Raw genomic sequence first — 14,454 nt, 5'->3', positions numbered from 1 at the left:
AACAACATGACGCAATTTATTACGCATAAATGGCTGGCGGCGCTGGGACTGGCCTCATCCATTGCGGCTTTTCCGGCCCTGGCGGCCAAAGATGTGGTGGTGGCGGTAGGGTCTAATTTCACCACGCTCGATCCGTATGACGCCAACGATACACTCTCGCAGGCGGTGGCGAAGTCATTTTATCAGGGGCTGTTTGGCCTGGATAAAGACATGAAGGTAAAAAACGTCCTGGCGAAAGGCTATACCGTTTCTGATGACGGTCTGACCTACACCATTACCCTACGACGGGGGGTGAAATTTCAGGACGGCGCGGATTTTAATGCGGCGGCGGTAAAAGCGAATCTCGATCGCGCCAGCAATCCGGATAACCACCTCAAGCGTTATAACCTGTATAAAAATATCGCAAAAACGGAAGTCGTCGATCCGGCAACGGTAAAAATTACCCTGAAACAGCCGTTCTCCGCTTTCATTAATATTCTGGCGCACCCGGCGACGGCGATGATCTCGCCGCAAGCGTTGGAAAAATATGGCAAGGATATTGGTTTTCATCCGGTCGGCACTGGTCCATATCAGCTTGAAACCTGGAATCAGACCGACTTTGTCAAAGTGAAAAAGTTCGCCGGTTACTGGCAGCAGGGCTTACCCAAGCTGGATTCTATTACCTGGCGTCCGGTTACTGACAACAATACCCGCGCGGCGATGCTGCAAACCGGCGAAGCGCAATTTGCTTTTCCTATCCCTTATGAGCAGGCCGCGTTACTGGCGAAAAATAAAAACCTCGAACTGGTCGCCAGCCCGTCCATTATGCAGCGTTATATCAGTATGAATGTGACGCAGAAGCCGTTTGATAATCCTAAGGTGCGTGAGGCGTTGAATTACGCTATCAATCGTCAGGCGCTGGTTAAAGTGGCGTTTGCCGGATACGCCACGCCGGCGACGGGCGTGGTGCCGCCGTCGATAGCCTATGCGCAAAGCTATCAGCCGTGGCCCTATGATCCGGCTAAAGCGCGCGAACTGTTGAAAGAGGCGGGGTATCCAGACGGTTTTAGTACCACGCTGTGGTCATCGCATAACCATAGCACCGCGCAAAAAGTGTTGCAGTTTACCCAACAGCAACTGGCGCAGATTGGCATTAAAGCCCGGATAACCGCGATGGACGCTGGCCAGCGCGCTGCGGAAGTTGAGGGCAAAGGGCAAAAGGAGAGCGGCGTGCGAATGTTCTATACCGGCTGGTCGGCGTCGACGGGCGAAGCTGACTGGGCGTTATCGCCGCTCTTCGCATCACAAAACTGGCCGCCGACGCAGTTTAATACCGCTTTTTACAGCAACAAGCAGGTCGACAGCGATTTGGCGGCGGCCTTAAAGACCAACGATCCGCAGGAGAAAACACGATTGTACAAAGAGGCGCAGGATATTATCTGGAAAGAGTCGCCCTGGATACCGTTGGTGGTGGAGAAATTGGTTTCTGCGCACAGTAAAAATTTGACCGGTTTCTGGATTATGCCGGATACCGGTTTCAGCTTTGACGATGCGGATTTGAAGTAAGTAATGCGATGGGGCTGGATGGCGCGCGCGTTGTCCGCCATCCGGTAAAAGGTTCGTGTGATGCTTAACTATGTTCTCAAGCGCCTGCTGGGATTAATTCCTACGCTGTTGATTGTGGCAGTGCTGGTGTTTTTATTTGTTCATTTGTTGCCCGGCGACCCGGCGCGGCTGATAGCCGGACCGGAAGCCGACGCGCAGGTGATCGCGCTGGTTCGTCAGCAGCTGGGGCTTGATCAGCCGCTTCATGTCCAGTTTTGGCGTTACATCACCCATGTTTTACAAGGCGATTTCGGGACGTCAATGGTTTCCCGCCGCCCGGTTTCTGAGGAGATCGCCAGCCGCTTTTTGCCGACGCTGTGGCTGACGATAACCAGTATGATATGGGCGGTTCTGTTTGGCATGGCGATCGGCATCGCCGCCGCCGTGTGGCGTAATCGCTGGCCTGACCGGTTAGGAATGACGCTTGCCGTGACCGGCATTTCTTTCCCGGCTTTTGCGCTGGGAATGTTGTTAATGCAGATTTTTTCCGTGGATCTGGGCTGGCTACCGACCGTGGGGGCGGATAGCTGGCAACATTATATTTTACCCTCCCTGACGCTTGGCGCGGCGGTGGCATCAGTCATGGCGCGTTTTACGCGCTCCTCGTTTGTCGATGTCCTGAGCGAGGATTACATGAGGACCGCGCGGGCGAAAGGCGTCAGTGAAACGTGGGTGGTGTTAAAACATGGCCTGCGCAATGCGATGATCCCGGTCGTCACCATGATGGGACTGCAATTTGGCTTCCTGCTTGGCGGATCGATCGTCGTTGAAAAAGTGTTTAACTGGCCGGGGCTTGGGCGATTACTGGTCGACTCCGTCGACATGCGCGACTACCCCGTGATTCAGGCGGAAGTGCTGCTGTTTTCTCTGGAATTTATTCTTATCAACTTAGTGGTGGATGTCCTCTATGCCGCCATTAATCCGGCTATCAGGTATAAGTAAGGATGCGATTATTTAACTGGCGCCGTCAGGCGATTTTACATGCTATGCCGGTGGTAAAACCCGACCAGATACGCACGCCGTGGCGGGAGTTCTGGCGTCGTTTTCGCCGCCAGCATGTCGCGTTGGTCGCCGGGGGATTCGTACTGGCGTTAATTCTGGTGGCGATTTTTGCCCGTTGGCTGACACCCTACGATGCGGAAAACTATTTTGACTACGATAGCCTGAACAATGGCCCCTCTTTGCAGCACTGGTTTGGCGTTGACTCGCTGGGAAGAGACATCTTTAGCCGGGTTCTCGTTGGGGCGCAGATCTCACTGGCTGCGGGCGTGTTCGCGGTATTTATCGGCGCGATAATCGGTACGGTGTTGGGATTGCTGGCGGGATATTATGAAGGCTGGTGGGATCGTTTTATTATGCGCATTTGCGATGTGCTGTTCGCCTTCCCCGGCATTTTGCTGGCGATTGCCGTTGTGGCGGTGTTAGGCAGCGGTATTGCTAATGTGATCGTTGCGGTGGCGATTTTCTCTATTCCGGCGTTTGCTCGTCTGGTGCGCGGAAATACCCTGGTCTTAAAACAGCAGACGTTTATTGAGTCTGCCCGCAGTATCGGCGCCAGCGACACGACGATTTTGTTTAGCCATATATTGCCGGGAACGGTCTCGTCAATTGTGGTTTTCTTTACGATGCGTATCGGTACGTCAATTATTTCCGCGGCAAGCCTGTCATTTCTCGGATTAGGCGCGCAGCCGCCAACGCCGGAGTGGGGAGCGATGCTCAATGAAGCGCGGGCGGATATGGTCATCGCGCCGCACGTAGCGCTCTTCCCGGCGGTGGCGATTTTCCTGACTGTGCTGGCGTTTAACCTGTTAGGCGACGGGTTGCGCGATGCGCTGGACCCGAAGATTAAGGGGTAAGCCAGCCCGGTGGCGTTGACGCCTGGCGGGCCTGGAACGGGCTCGCCAGGCGCGATAACACATCCGGCACCCGCGCCGGGGGAGGTGGCGTTAAACCCGACTGCCCCACAAATCATATTCGTCGGCGTTTTCCACTTTCACGCGCACGATATCGCCCGGCTTGACGTTGGTTTCGCCGTTCAAATAGACCGCGCCGTCAATTTCCGGCGCATCCGCCATGCTACGCCCGATAGCGCCTTCTTCGTCAACCTCATCGACGATCACCAGAATTTCGCGGCCCACTTTTTCCTGCAAGCGCTCAGCGGAGATTTGCTGTTGCAGTTGCATAAAGCGGTTCCAGCGCTCTTCTTTCACCTCTTCCGGCACCTGATCCGGCAGGTCATTCGCGCCTGCGCCTTCCACCGGGCTGTACTTGAAGCAGCCTACACGATCGAGGCGCGCCTCTTTCAGGAAGTCGAGCAGCATCTGGAAGTCTTCTTCCGTTTCGCCGGGGAAGCCGACAATAAAGGTGGAGCGTAGGGTCAGTTCCGGGCAGATTTCGCGCCACTGCTTAATGCGCGCCAGCTGGCGGTCAACGGAACCGGGACGTTTCATCAGTTTAAGAATCCGCGGGCTGGCATGTTGCAGCGGAATGTCCAGATAGGGCAGGATTTTGCCTTCCGCCATTAGCGGAATCACATCATCAACGTGTGGGTAGGGGTAGACGTAGTGCAGACGTGTCCAGACGCCCAGTTTTGATAACTGCTCGCACAGGCTCACCATACTGGTTTTCACCGGTTCGCCATTATGGAATCCGGTGCGGTGCTTCACATCTACGCCGTAGGCGGAGGTATCTTGCGAAATCACCAGAATCTCTTTGACCCCGGCATCAACCAGACGTTTCGCTTCGCTTAATACGTCGCCAATCGGACGGCTGACCAGATCCCCGCGCATCGACGGGATGATGCAGAACGTGCAGCGGTGATTACAGCCTTCAGAAATTTTCAGATACGCATAATGGCGCGGCGTCAGTTTTACACCCTGTTCTGGTACGAGGCTTAAAAATGGATTGTGCTTCGGCTTCGGTACGTAATGATGTACGTGCTGCAGAACTTGCTCATAGCTATGCGGCCCGGTGATTTCCAGTACTTTCGGATGCACTTCGCGGATCTGATCTTCTTTTGCGCCCAGGCAGCCGGTGACGATTACCTTACCGTTTTCGTTCAGCGCTTCGCCAATGGCTTCCAGCGACTCTTGTACCGCGCTGTCAATAAAGCCACAGGTATTAACGATAACCATATCCGCATCGTCATAGCGTGGCACAACGTCATAGCCTTCGGTACGCAGCTCAGTCAGGATGCGTTCCGAATCAACGAGGTTTTTCGGACAGCCCAGGGAAACGAAGCCGATCTTTGGCTGGTGGGTTACATTACTCATAGCTTAAAAAGTGTTCATTTATTGGAATGGTCAGGGCAGGGATTCTACAGATATCCGAACAAAAATTGTATCGCAATCTCATCGGGAGCGGCGGCATCAACCGTTGTGGTTATCAGCAAAAGGTGAAAAAGGGCAATTCTAAGAAAATTCTTGATCTCTGACACCCCTTTGTCTAAAAAACGACCATACTATTAAGTTGAACCCTGGTAGAAAAGAGGAGGAAAAAAGGTATGGTCGTTGACAGGCTGAGAACCGATCTTCTCAACAAGCTGATAAACGCGCGTATCGATCTTGCCGCTTATCTGCAATTGCGAAAAGCGAAGGGGTATATGTCAGTCAGCGAAAGTGACTCTCTGCGTGACAATTTTTTTGAACTGAATCGCGAGCTCCACGATCAATCCTTACGGCAGGGACTGCATCTCGATCAGGAAGAGTGGAACGCGCTGCGCCGTGCCGAAGGCGCGCTTGCAGCCGCCGCCGTTTGTTTAATGAGCGGACACCATGATTGTCCGACCTTTATTGCCGTCAACGCAGATAAACTTGAAAACTGTCTGACAACTTTGACGCTGAGTATTCAGAGTCTGAAAGCACATTCACCGCTTACACAGGTCTGAATAAGGGGGAGGCGACTCCTGAGGAATCCCCAGCAAACCAGGACAGGCATAGTGTTATGTGATCTAATTGATTGCGCTAACACTTTCAAGGAAATCATCACTATGCCTGCTCGTTCATTATGCCAAAAATCCTTTAAAAATATACTGGAGCCTTTGCACCTTTACCGCCGTCAATCTCTGATTGAGGCTACCAGTGTAGTGATTAACGGTGCATCTCTTACACTTATTCAGTATTGGGCGTGATTTGTCAGGAGTAGCATCGGTCAGGCACAAGATAAAACGTATCGATCGACTTCGGGGAAAGTCTCACTTGCAGAATGAAGTTTCAGATACTTTTTCAGCGTGTTACTAAAAAATCACGGAGGGAATGACCCGGGTTGTCATGCTCTCCTATATGCCAGCCTGTTTTCCGCCAAAGGTGACTAAATTCGGTTCACCAGACAATCGTTGATGTTCTTAGGGAACGGTATAGTCGAATTCACTCCTGAAACAGGTACGGAATGTCGGCCGTTTACTATTCTGAAACGTTATTTATATCAAATAATTAAATTTTATTTTTATCTTTGTTATTGTAACAATAAATTACATGTTTCTTTCTGTTATCAGCGAACCTGAACCAATTTTAATGGGGGGTTAGATAAAAGCTAATTCAGAAAATTATTTTTTTAAGATATATTGAATTATCAGATGCTCCATTCAAATGAGAGACGAGAATGCAAACGTTAGAACGGTTTTTTCTTTTCGTTACGGGGGACCAACCTGAACGATTTGAAAAAGCAAATAGCAGTTGTGCTGATAGCGTAATCCTTGATTTAGAAAATGCGGTGTCATCTGAGAAAAAAATAATTGCCAGAGAAAATGCTCTGAATTTCATGAGTAATGATGAAAAAGTACTGATTGCTGTACGTGCAAAAATTGTAATAACTTCACGCCTGGCTGGATCATATCCTTCTGTTGACGGTATCACAACTGAATTTATGAAAAACGAGTTGACAATACAAAATGCTATTCACTCCTGTAAAATGGGGTTCAGTGGCAAGGTATGTATTCACCCTCCACAAATTTCACATGTAAACAGAGCATTCAGCTATTTAAAACAAGAAATCGAGTGGGTTCCCCAGATTATGCGACTGGCTCAATATCCCCATGGAGCGTTCAGTCATGAAGGGCAAATGGTGGATAAACCGTTACTGGAAAAAGCAAAAAGGATTTTGGCTCATAGCATTTAGTAAATATATGAAGGAGTCACCAATGAAAGCTTTAGTTTGTGTAAAACAAGTTGTCGATCATAACGTTAGAATTAGAATAAAGCGAGATCATTCTGATGTTGATATTTCTGATTCAAAACTCAGTATCAATCCATTTGATGAAATTGCAGTTGAAGAAGCAGTACGTTTAAAAGAACGGGGATTAATCAGTGAGGTTGTTGTAGTGTCTATAGGAAACACAGGTGTAGGGGATGTATTGCGTACAGCACTGGCAGCAGGGGCAGACAGGGCAATACACATATTAACAAAAAACTCTCTTACACCACTAATTGTGGCCAAAACTATCACCGCTATTACCCGGAATGAAAAACCCGATATTATATTATTAGGCAAGCAAGCTATTGACGATGATTGTAATCAGGTAGGCCAAATGCTGGCAGCATTACTCGATCTTCCCCAAGCCACTAATGTTAGTGAAATTACTATTTCTGATAATTCATTAACTGCTGTTCGTGAGGTTGATGGAGGATTAGAAACGTTAAATTTATCCCTGCCTGCAGTACTCACTACAGATCTACGTCTGAATACACCGAGGAATATCAGCTTGCCGAATGTTATTAAAGCCAAAAAGAAACCTGTTAAGGAGATAGATTTCGATTCACTTGGTATTAACCCGTCATCCAGATTGACTATTATTAAAGTTGATGAGCCAGCAAGAAGGAAAGCAGGCATAATCGTTCCAGATATTAACACGCTGCTAGATAAATTAAAAAACGAAGAAAAAGTAATTTAAGGAGGAAAATATGGCTTCTTTAGTTATTGCTGAACATAACGGCAATACTCTTTTACCTTCAACACTCAGTACTATCACTGCGGCAAAAGCCATTAATAGTGATATAGATATACTTATGTTAGGATATGGTATAGAAAGTATTGCAGTTAAAGCCAGTCATATTCAGGGAATATCCACTGTATTTGTTGCTGACAGCCCACTATTCGAACACCTTCTGGCAGAGAATGTGGAAAAACAGATCAGCTATTTTTTGAATAGTGGGAAAAATCATTATCAGTCCATTCTTTTTCCTGCAAGCTCTTTTGGAAAAAACTGTGCGCCACGCTTAGCAGCAAAACTTGATGTATCTCAGATTAGTGATATTACGCGTGTCATTGATCAACATACCTTTGAACGTCCAATCTATGCGGGTAACGCTATTGCTACAGTACACAGTGATGATGAATATAAAGTGATAACTGTTCGTCCTACCTCATTTGCGGCTGCGGTTGCGGAAGATGAGGGAAAAGCCCCCATTGAATTTACAGAGGTTGTTCTTGGTTCAGATCAGGTAAAATTTATTAGCCAACATGTTAATAAAAGTAACCGTCCAGACTTACAATCCGCCAGAGTTGTAGTATCAGGTGGACGAGGAGTAGGAAGTGCACAGGCATTCAAAGAACTTGTTGATAACCTGGCAGATAAATTAGGCGCTGCCGTGGGGGCAAGCCGGGCTGCTGTAGATGCTGGTTATGCACCAAATGATTATCAGATTGGCCAGACCGGAAAAATCGTTGCGCCTCAACTTTATATTGCTCTGGGAATTTCTGGCGCCATACAACATCTTGCCGGGATGAAAGAGTCAGGCGTCATTGTCGCTATTAATAAGGATCCTGACGCTCCTATCTTTTCTATTGCGGATTATGGTTTGGTAGCTGATATTTTCAAAGCTGTACCTGAACTTATCGATAAATTATAAATCATATTTTTTCCTCCTTAAAGGTAACTTTTATGCAATATACTGATATTCAAATTTGGCAGCCTGGCATTCTGCGCAACACCGATTATCTTAACCCCGGTCCCGCTAAGCTGCTGGCCGCCACTCTGGATAAAGACATCAAAATCTTTAAAGAGGGGGGGGCGTTCTGCCAGAATTATGGCACTGGCTCTATTTTCTTCCTGTCGACCGCCAGTCAGATCTATCTGCTGATGGTCATCCGATAAAAGGTCATTTTCTACCCCCTGTTGGCGCTGGTTTATTGAGGAAAAAATTATGAAAAGTATTGAAAAGGATAAATATCAGGATATTCGTGATGCGGTTCGTTCATTATGTAGTGAATTTGATGATAAATATCACCGTAAGATAGATGAAGCAAAAGCCTATCCTGAAGAGTTTGTTAATAAACTAACCAAAGCTGGTTGGCTGGCTGCGCTCATCCCGGAGGAATTTGGAGGGTCAGGGCTTGGTTTAACTGAAGCATCTATTATCATGGAAGAGATCAATAGATCGGGTGGAAACTCTGGAGCCTGCCATGGTCAGATGTATAACATGAATACGTTGTTACGTCATGGATCCGATAAACAGAAAGAATTCTGGCTGCCAAGGATAGCTACTGGTGAATGGCGCCTGCAGTCGATGGGCGTCACAGAACCCACAGCAGGTACAGATACCACCAGAATTAAAACTACAGCTATAAAAAGAGAAGACCGGTATGTGATAAACGGACAAAAAGTCTGGATTTCACGTGTTCAACATTCAGACTGGATGATTCTTCTGGTTCGAACTACTCCGCTTGCAAATGTAAAACGTAAATCCGAAGGGATGTCTATTTTCATGGTTGATATTAAAGAAGCTATGAAAAATGGAATGACAGTACGACCTATTCCCAATATGGTCAATCATGAAACCAACGAGCTCTTTTTTGACAACCTGGAAATTCCCGAAGAAAATCTTATTGGTGAAGAGGGTATGGGTTTTCATTACATACTTGATGGTTTAAATGCAGAGCGTACCTTGATTGCGGCAGAATGTATAGGCGATGGATATTGGTTTATGGATCGTGTTACCCGCTATACCTGCGAGCGTGAGGTTTTTGGTCGTCCCATTGGTCAGAACCAGGGGGTGCAGTTTCCTATTGCAGAAGCATTTATTGCAGTGGAAGCGGCTAATCTGATGCGTTTTAAAGCGTGCGAGCTTTTTGATCAGCATCTTGATTGTGGAGCACAGGCTAATATGGCGAAATACCTTGCTGCGAAAGCCAGCTGGGAAGCAGCCAATGCCTGCCTGCAATTTCATGGTGGATATGGTTTTGCCTGTGAGTATGATATCGAACGAAAGTTTAGAGAAACACGTTTATATCAGGTTGCTCCCATATCTACCAACCTGATCCTGAGCTATATCGCTGAGCATGTGCTGGAGATGCCACGTTCATTCTGATGTCAAATCAATTGGAAAAATATTATGAAACAGTTACCTCTGTCCGGAGTCATTATAGTCTCGATTGAACATGTCATTGCCGCTCCCTTCTGTACCCGACAGTTGGCTGATTATTTCTCGCGGGTAACTATAATAGAATGCCAAGAAAATAGGGACTTTTCCTGCAATTATGATGAACGGCTTAAAAATGATTTGTGTATATTCTTTTTCATCTGAGGGAGAAAGCTAAATATAAATGTTATGGAATGCTTCATCATCACCAACATTTTTTTAATAGTTGATAACTGGCTATATAGTCTTATAGACACCTTTTTCTAAGGTTGAACATTCCTATACCATTTCATCTGTTTTATCACTATGATATTTATTTCATTGGTTACAATATGAATGCAATTTTATTTACATAATATAGCTGTTCCTACGGTGCTGAAAAATTAAGGAGTTAATAATGAACGATACACTTTCTAATACCCAGCAATCACGTGAGACAATAGAATGTGATGTTCTTATTGTGGGAGCAGGACCCGCCGGATTATCTGCAGCTCTTAAACTTAAATTACAGGCAAATGACGCAGGAAAAGAACTGTCCATTATCGTCCTTGATAAAGGAGCTGAGCCTGGTTCTCATATTCTCAGTGGGGCAGTCATGGATCCCCGAGCGCTGAATGAACTAATTCCTGATTGGCAGGAAAGAGGCGCACCCATTAAACAGCCTGTTACTCAGGATAAATTACTGTTACTGACGAATGAAAAATGTATTAATTTGCCGGATGCATTGATTCCTGATAATTTTCGCAACCATGGAAACTTTATCGTAAGCCTCGGTAATCTCATTAAATGGCTCGCCGGTCAGGCAGAAACGTCAGGCGTGGATATTTATGCAGGCTTTTCGGCAACTGAGATACTGTATGATCAGGATACTAACATTATCGGTGTAGTAACTGGTGATATGGGACGTCATCGGGATGGCAGCAAGAAAGAGGGGTTCCTGAGTGGAATAGAAATTCTGGCAAAATATACAATTTTTGCCGAAGGGGCCCGCGGTAGTCTGGCTAAAGAACTGATCAAAAAATTTCATCTTGATACAGGCAAAGCACCCCAGAGTTTTAGCATAGGCATAAAAGAGTTGTGGGAGGTTCCATCAGACCAGTCCCATCCGGGGCTTGTAATTCACACCACAGGTTGGCCTCTGGATAAAGAGTCGTTCGGGGGTGGGTTTCTCTATCATCTTAATGATAATAAAATTGCACTAGGTTTGGTTGTGGGACTTGATTATTCAAATCCCTGGTTAAGCCCTTTTCAGGAAATGCAGCGCCTGAAAACACACCCTTCTATACGCAAATACATTGACCGGGGTAAGCGTATTGGTTATGGCGCAAGAGCAATCAATAACGGCGGGATTGCGTCTATGCCTGATCCCTGTTTACCTGGTGGTCTGCTGATTGGTTGTAATGCCGGTACGCTCAATGCAAGTAGAATCAAGGGCATCCATACAGCTATCAAAAGTGGCATGATAGCGGCTGACGCTATATTTAATGCTTTGCTGGACAACAGGAAAAACGACATACTGACAGAATATCAAACATTACTGCGACAGAGCTGGCTTTGGCAGGAACTGGAAAATGGTAGTAATTTCAAACCCTGGTTTAAAAAAGGGCGTGTGATAGGTTTTATCATGACTGGCATTGAGCATTGGCTGCTTCCCCGAATGGGTATAAAAAAAATCCCCTGGCGTGTAAAAAATAACCGACCGGACAATATCACTCTGCAACCGGCCAACAAAAGCCAGAAAAAACTGTACGACAAACCTGACGGTAAACTGACGTTTGATATTTTGTCATCCGTCTATCTCAGTAACACCTGGCATGATGACGACCAGCCAGTACATTTGAAAATCAGTGATCAGAATATCCCTATATCCATTAATCTGGATATTTATGGTGGCCCCGAAGAACGATATTGCCCTGCCGGAGTATATGAATTTTTACAGGATAGTGAAACACAAAACATGCGTCTGCAAATAAATTCACAGAACTGTATTCACTGTAAAGTTTGTGACATTAAAGATCCTAAACAAAATATAACCTGGACTACGCCTGAAGGTGGCAACGGACCAAATTATACAGGGATGTAACGCTATCACTCAGTCTGAGCTGTGAGCATAGTAACCAGTTTTTGTGTGAAACCGGGTAATTTGTCAAAGCTTCTGGCGCAGATTTGTAATTTTCTTAATGACCAAAATTCATCAAGATCAATAATCGAAAATTCATGCAACTGACGCAAACGGGATGCAGCAGAGTGAGGCATTATACCAATGCCCACTTTTGCTTCAACCATACGGCAAAATGTTTCAAAGTTGCCGACCTGTATTCTAATTTTCAGTTTAGATGGTACTAGTTCTGCCTTTTTTCGGATAAATTCAAACATTCCTGTCCCTTCAGGCAGGCTGATTTGTTCATATTGAATTAATTCATGAAAGGTCACGCTTTTTCTGTCAGCAAAGGGATGGTCTGTCGCGGTGATAAGCACTAGCCTATCAGTACGGAACGGCAGTATTTCAAGATTATCTGTTGTAATATTACCAGCAACAATTCCGAGATCAGTTTTCCCCTCAATAACAGAACGTACAATTTCCGGACTTGGATACTCCCTGAGATCAATATTCACATCGTTATATAGTGTAAGGAAATGGCTCAACAATGGGGGGAGATACTCTGCAATAGCAGTTATACTGGAAAATATTCTGACATGTCCTTTGATGCCTTTAACATGCTCCTGCATATCGCTACGTAACATTTCCATCTGATTCACAATAAGGCTGGCGTGGTGTTTAAATGTTTCACCAGCAGAGGATAACGTTATCCCCTTGCTACTACGATACAGCAATCTCAGATTGATACTCTGTTCAAGATTACGTATACGCACGCTACCAGATGCGGCAGACATGTAAGTTTTTTCCGCTCCACGTGTTAAGCTCCCTTCTTCACTGATAGCAAGGAATAATTTTAAATCTTTTATATCAAAGTGCATCGTTGTGGCTCATAATTAACGTATAATACAGTGTGCTGCTTTTTTATAGACTCAGTCAGACTGAGTATTTCGGCCTATCCGAATTCCTGTCACGTCGAGATAACTACAAAATGTAGGCTGACGGTGTCACCGCCCTACCATGATCCGGGGCGGATCTGGTAGGACGCTGGTGACCGCTGACAGGGGGTCAGGTCAGACATATTGTCGGAACCGTTGTAACGTAGATGCTAATACCTGCTCCCCGTGGTCATCAGGTTAACCCGTTTACAGCGGTTTTTTCAGCCCCGGCAGATTTATCATAAACTGATCACCGTAAATATGTGGAATCAGCCAAGTAAAGAACAGATTGGCAAACGCCACCACAAACAATGATACGCCTCCATAGGTCAATAAAGCGCATACAAGAATAATCATCGGCATGGCTTTGTTCTGGCCCACCATACAGGTCACAGCACTGACAATTGAGTAGTAAAAACCAGCAAATTCAATCAGCTTGCCAAATACTGCACCCAGCAGAAAGACAGGAAAATAAAGTTTTACAAAACCGATCAACTTATCCATAAATATATCACTGAAAACCGGGGCGACCGTCACTGGACGGGTGAACAGAACTGCGCCAAGTGCTACCAGCGGAGCAAAAAGGATCACACTGTAACCACGATAAGCGACCAGCATCAGTAATGAATACATTCATTGTCTTATCTCGCTTGCATGACTACCCATTTTATCCATGTTATGCAACAGCTTGTGTCATATTTTTCTGATCTCCATTTTAGATCAGACAGGCTATTACTCAGGGATTCCGGCGCGAAGAATGGAACATACTCTAAAAAGTACTTGGCGGATTCAAGTCGGTATCACTCCGTTAATAATCTTTATTCTCGACCCGCTGCATGTTGATTTTACGGTTAAACGCCGTTCTCTTATTCATCGCAGGAGTAAACCATCATGACATGCAGTGAAATCCCCAGAAAACGATCATGTATTCAATCGGTGATTATCGTTTCGAATACCGACTTTTATCGCAGGATTTATGATGGCTAAAGTCGATGTGAAATGCCCGTTTTGCGCGCAAACGGCATCCGTTAAAAAGTATGGTCCGGGGAGTGCAGGGCACCAGCATTACCGCTGTCAGGCATGTTGCCGCAGCTTTCAGGTCGACTATGAATACCGCGCCTGTCAGCCCGGCATGAAAGAGCAGGTTGTTGATCTTGCCATGTACAATGCCGGTATTCGTAATCCGCAGGGACTGGCAGTCAATCCCTGGAGCGGCGCGCTATGGCTGCATGAACACGGTCTGCGCGGTGGCGATGAAATTAACATACCGAAAAAAGGCAAAAATTATGGCTGGCCGCTGGCCACATGGGGCGTCAACTATAGTGGTCTGAAAGTGCCGGAAACCAAAGGTGAAATTGTCGAAGGAACGGAGCAGTCGGTTTACTACTGGAAGGATTCTCCGGCAATTAGCGGGATGGCCTTTATATCAGCGACGTTTTTGTGCCGTGACGGCATAAACTGTTTATCGGCGCGCTAAAAG

At 46.3% G+C, this 14,454-nt stretch carries 14 protein-coding genes and 2 pseudogenes; 13 read left to right on the top strand and 3 right to left on the bottom strand.

What is annotated here, in order from left to right:
- Positions 1-6 precede the first annotated feature (6 nt).
- The 3 genes from gsiB to gsiD are packed head-to-tail and all read left to right on the top strand — an operon-like array spanning position 7 to position 3,440.
- Positions 7-1,545: a glutathione ABC transporter substrate-binding protein GsiB gene (gene gsiB, locus ACLJTG_RS20960; RefSeq protein ID WP_023210284.1), complete on the top strand. Its 1,539-nt coding sequence runs from the start codon at positions 7-9 to the stop codon at positions 1,543-1,545.
- Between the two features lie 60 nt (positions 1,546-1,605).
- Positions 1,606-2,526 carry a glutathione ABC transporter permease GsiC gene (gsiC, locus tag ACLJTG_RS20955; RefSeq protein ID WP_000936067.1) on the top strand — a complete coding sequence of 307 codons (921 nt, stop codon included), beginning with the start codon at positions 1,606-1,608 and terminating at the stop codon, positions 2,524-2,526.
- 2 nt (positions 2,527-2,528) lie between these two features.
- On the top strand, positions 2,529-3,440 hold the full coding sequence (gsiD, locus tag ACLJTG_RS20950) for a glutathione ABC transporter permease GsiD (RefSeq protein WP_001236024.1): 912 nt from the start codon (positions 2,529-2,531) through the stop codon (positions 3,438-3,440).
- Positions 3,441-3,530: 90 nt separating this feature from the next.
- On the opposite strand, the gene rimO is transcribed toward gsiD, so the two are convergent.
- A complete protein-coding gene (gene rimO, locus ACLJTG_RS20945; RefSeq protein WP_000073314.1) occupies positions 3,531-4,856 on the bottom strand; it encodes a 30S ribosomal protein S12 methylthiotransferase RimO in 1,326 nt (441 codons plus the stop codon).
- Positions 4,857-5,086: 230 nt separating this feature from the next.
- On the opposite strand from rimO, the gene bssR reads away from it, so the two are divergent.
- From bssR to ACLJTG_RS20905, 8 genes and pseudogenes are all read left to right on the top strand, one after another.
- Entirely contained in the window at positions 5,087-5,470 is a 384-nt protein-coding gene (bssR, locus tag ACLJTG_RS20940) for a biofilm formation regulator BssR (RefSeq protein WP_000259648.1), read from the top strand.
- 102 nt (positions 5,471-5,572) lie between these two features.
- Positions 5,573-5,858, top strand: a pseudogene (locus tag ACLJTG_RS20935) (IS4 family transposase); the annotation flags it as partial.
- Between the two features lie 325 nt (positions 5,859-6,183).
- Complete coding sequence (locus tag ACLJTG_RS20930; protein WP_001521476.1) at positions 6,184-6,699, top strand: CoA ester lyase; 516 nt, start codon at positions 6,184-6,186, stop codon at positions 6,697-6,699.
- Between the two features lie 22 nt (positions 6,700-6,721).
- Positions 6,722-7,471, top strand: a complete 750-nt coding sequence (locus ACLJTG_RS20925; RefSeq protein WP_001521753.1) for an electron transfer flavoprotein subunit beta/FixA family protein — start codon at positions 6,722-6,724, stop codon at positions 7,469-7,471.
- A gap of 10 nt (positions 7,472-7,481) precedes the next feature.
- Positions 7,482-8,429, top strand: a complete 948-nt coding sequence (locus tag ACLJTG_RS20920; protein ID WP_000157776.1) for an electron transfer flavoprotein subunit alpha/FixB family protein — start codon at positions 7,482-7,484, stop codon at positions 8,427-8,429.
- 32 nt (positions 8,430-8,461) lie between these two features.
- The gene (locus tag ACLJTG_RS20915) at positions 8,462-8,674 is read left to right on the top strand and encodes a hypothetical protein (RefSeq protein WP_001200422.1); all 213 of its coding nucleotides are present in this window, start codon (positions 8,462-8,464) and stop codon (positions 8,672-8,674) included.
- A 49-nt stretch (positions 8,675-8,723) separates the two neighbouring features.
- Positions 8,724-9,887, top strand: coding sequence for an acyl-CoA dehydrogenase family protein (locus tag ACLJTG_RS20910; protein WP_000835385.1), 1,164 nt, complete (start codon positions 8,724-8,726; stop codon positions 9,885-9,887).
- A 448-nt stretch (positions 9,888-10,335) separates the two neighbouring features.
- Positions 10,336-12,021: an electron transfer flavoprotein-ubiquinone oxidoreductase gene (locus ACLJTG_RS20905; RefSeq protein ID WP_001000303.1), complete on the top strand. Its 1,686-nt coding sequence runs from the start codon at positions 10,336-10,338 to the stop codon at positions 12,019-12,021.
- A 5-nt stretch (positions 12,022-12,026) separates the two neighbouring features.
- Here the strand turns inward: ACLJTG_RS20905 and ACLJTG_RS20900 are convergent, their stop codons facing one another.
- Positions 12,027-12,917, bottom strand: coding sequence for a LysR family transcriptional regulator (locus ACLJTG_RS20900; protein WP_000545335.1), 891 nt, complete (start codon positions 12,915-12,917; stop codon positions 12,027-12,029).
- 264 nt (positions 12,918-13,181) lie between these two features.
- Complete coding sequence (locus ACLJTG_RS20895; RefSeq protein WP_000287110.1) at positions 13,182-13,607, bottom strand: GntP family permease; 426 nt, start codon at positions 13,605-13,607, stop codon at positions 13,182-13,184.
- Between the two features lie 346 nt (positions 13,608-13,953).
- Here ACLJTG_RS20895 and ACLJTG_RS20890 point away from each other — a divergent pair.
- Positions 13,954-14,157 (top strand): annotated as a pseudogene (locus ACLJTG_RS20890) (IS1 family transposase); the annotation flags it as partial.
- The gene (locus ACLJTG_RS20885) at positions 14,134-14,451 is read left to right on the top strand and encodes a PQQ-dependent sugar dehydrogenase (RefSeq protein WP_371063905.1); all 318 of its coding nucleotides are present in this window, start codon (positions 14,134-14,136) and stop codon (positions 14,449-14,451) included. The pseudogene ACLJTG_RS20890 and the gene ACLJTG_RS20885, both read left to right, overlap by 24 nt.
- Positions 14,452-14,454 lie beyond the last annotated feature (3 nt).

This window comes from Salmonella sp. SAL00672, assembly GCF_046552175.1.
Taxonomy (GTDB): domain Bacteria; phylum Pseudomonadota; class Gammaproteobacteria; order Enterobacterales; family Enterobacteriaceae; genus Salmonella; species Salmonella enterica.
Note: the sequence above shows the minus strand (reverse complement) of the source record. Positions and strands in the feature narration are given on the sequence as shown.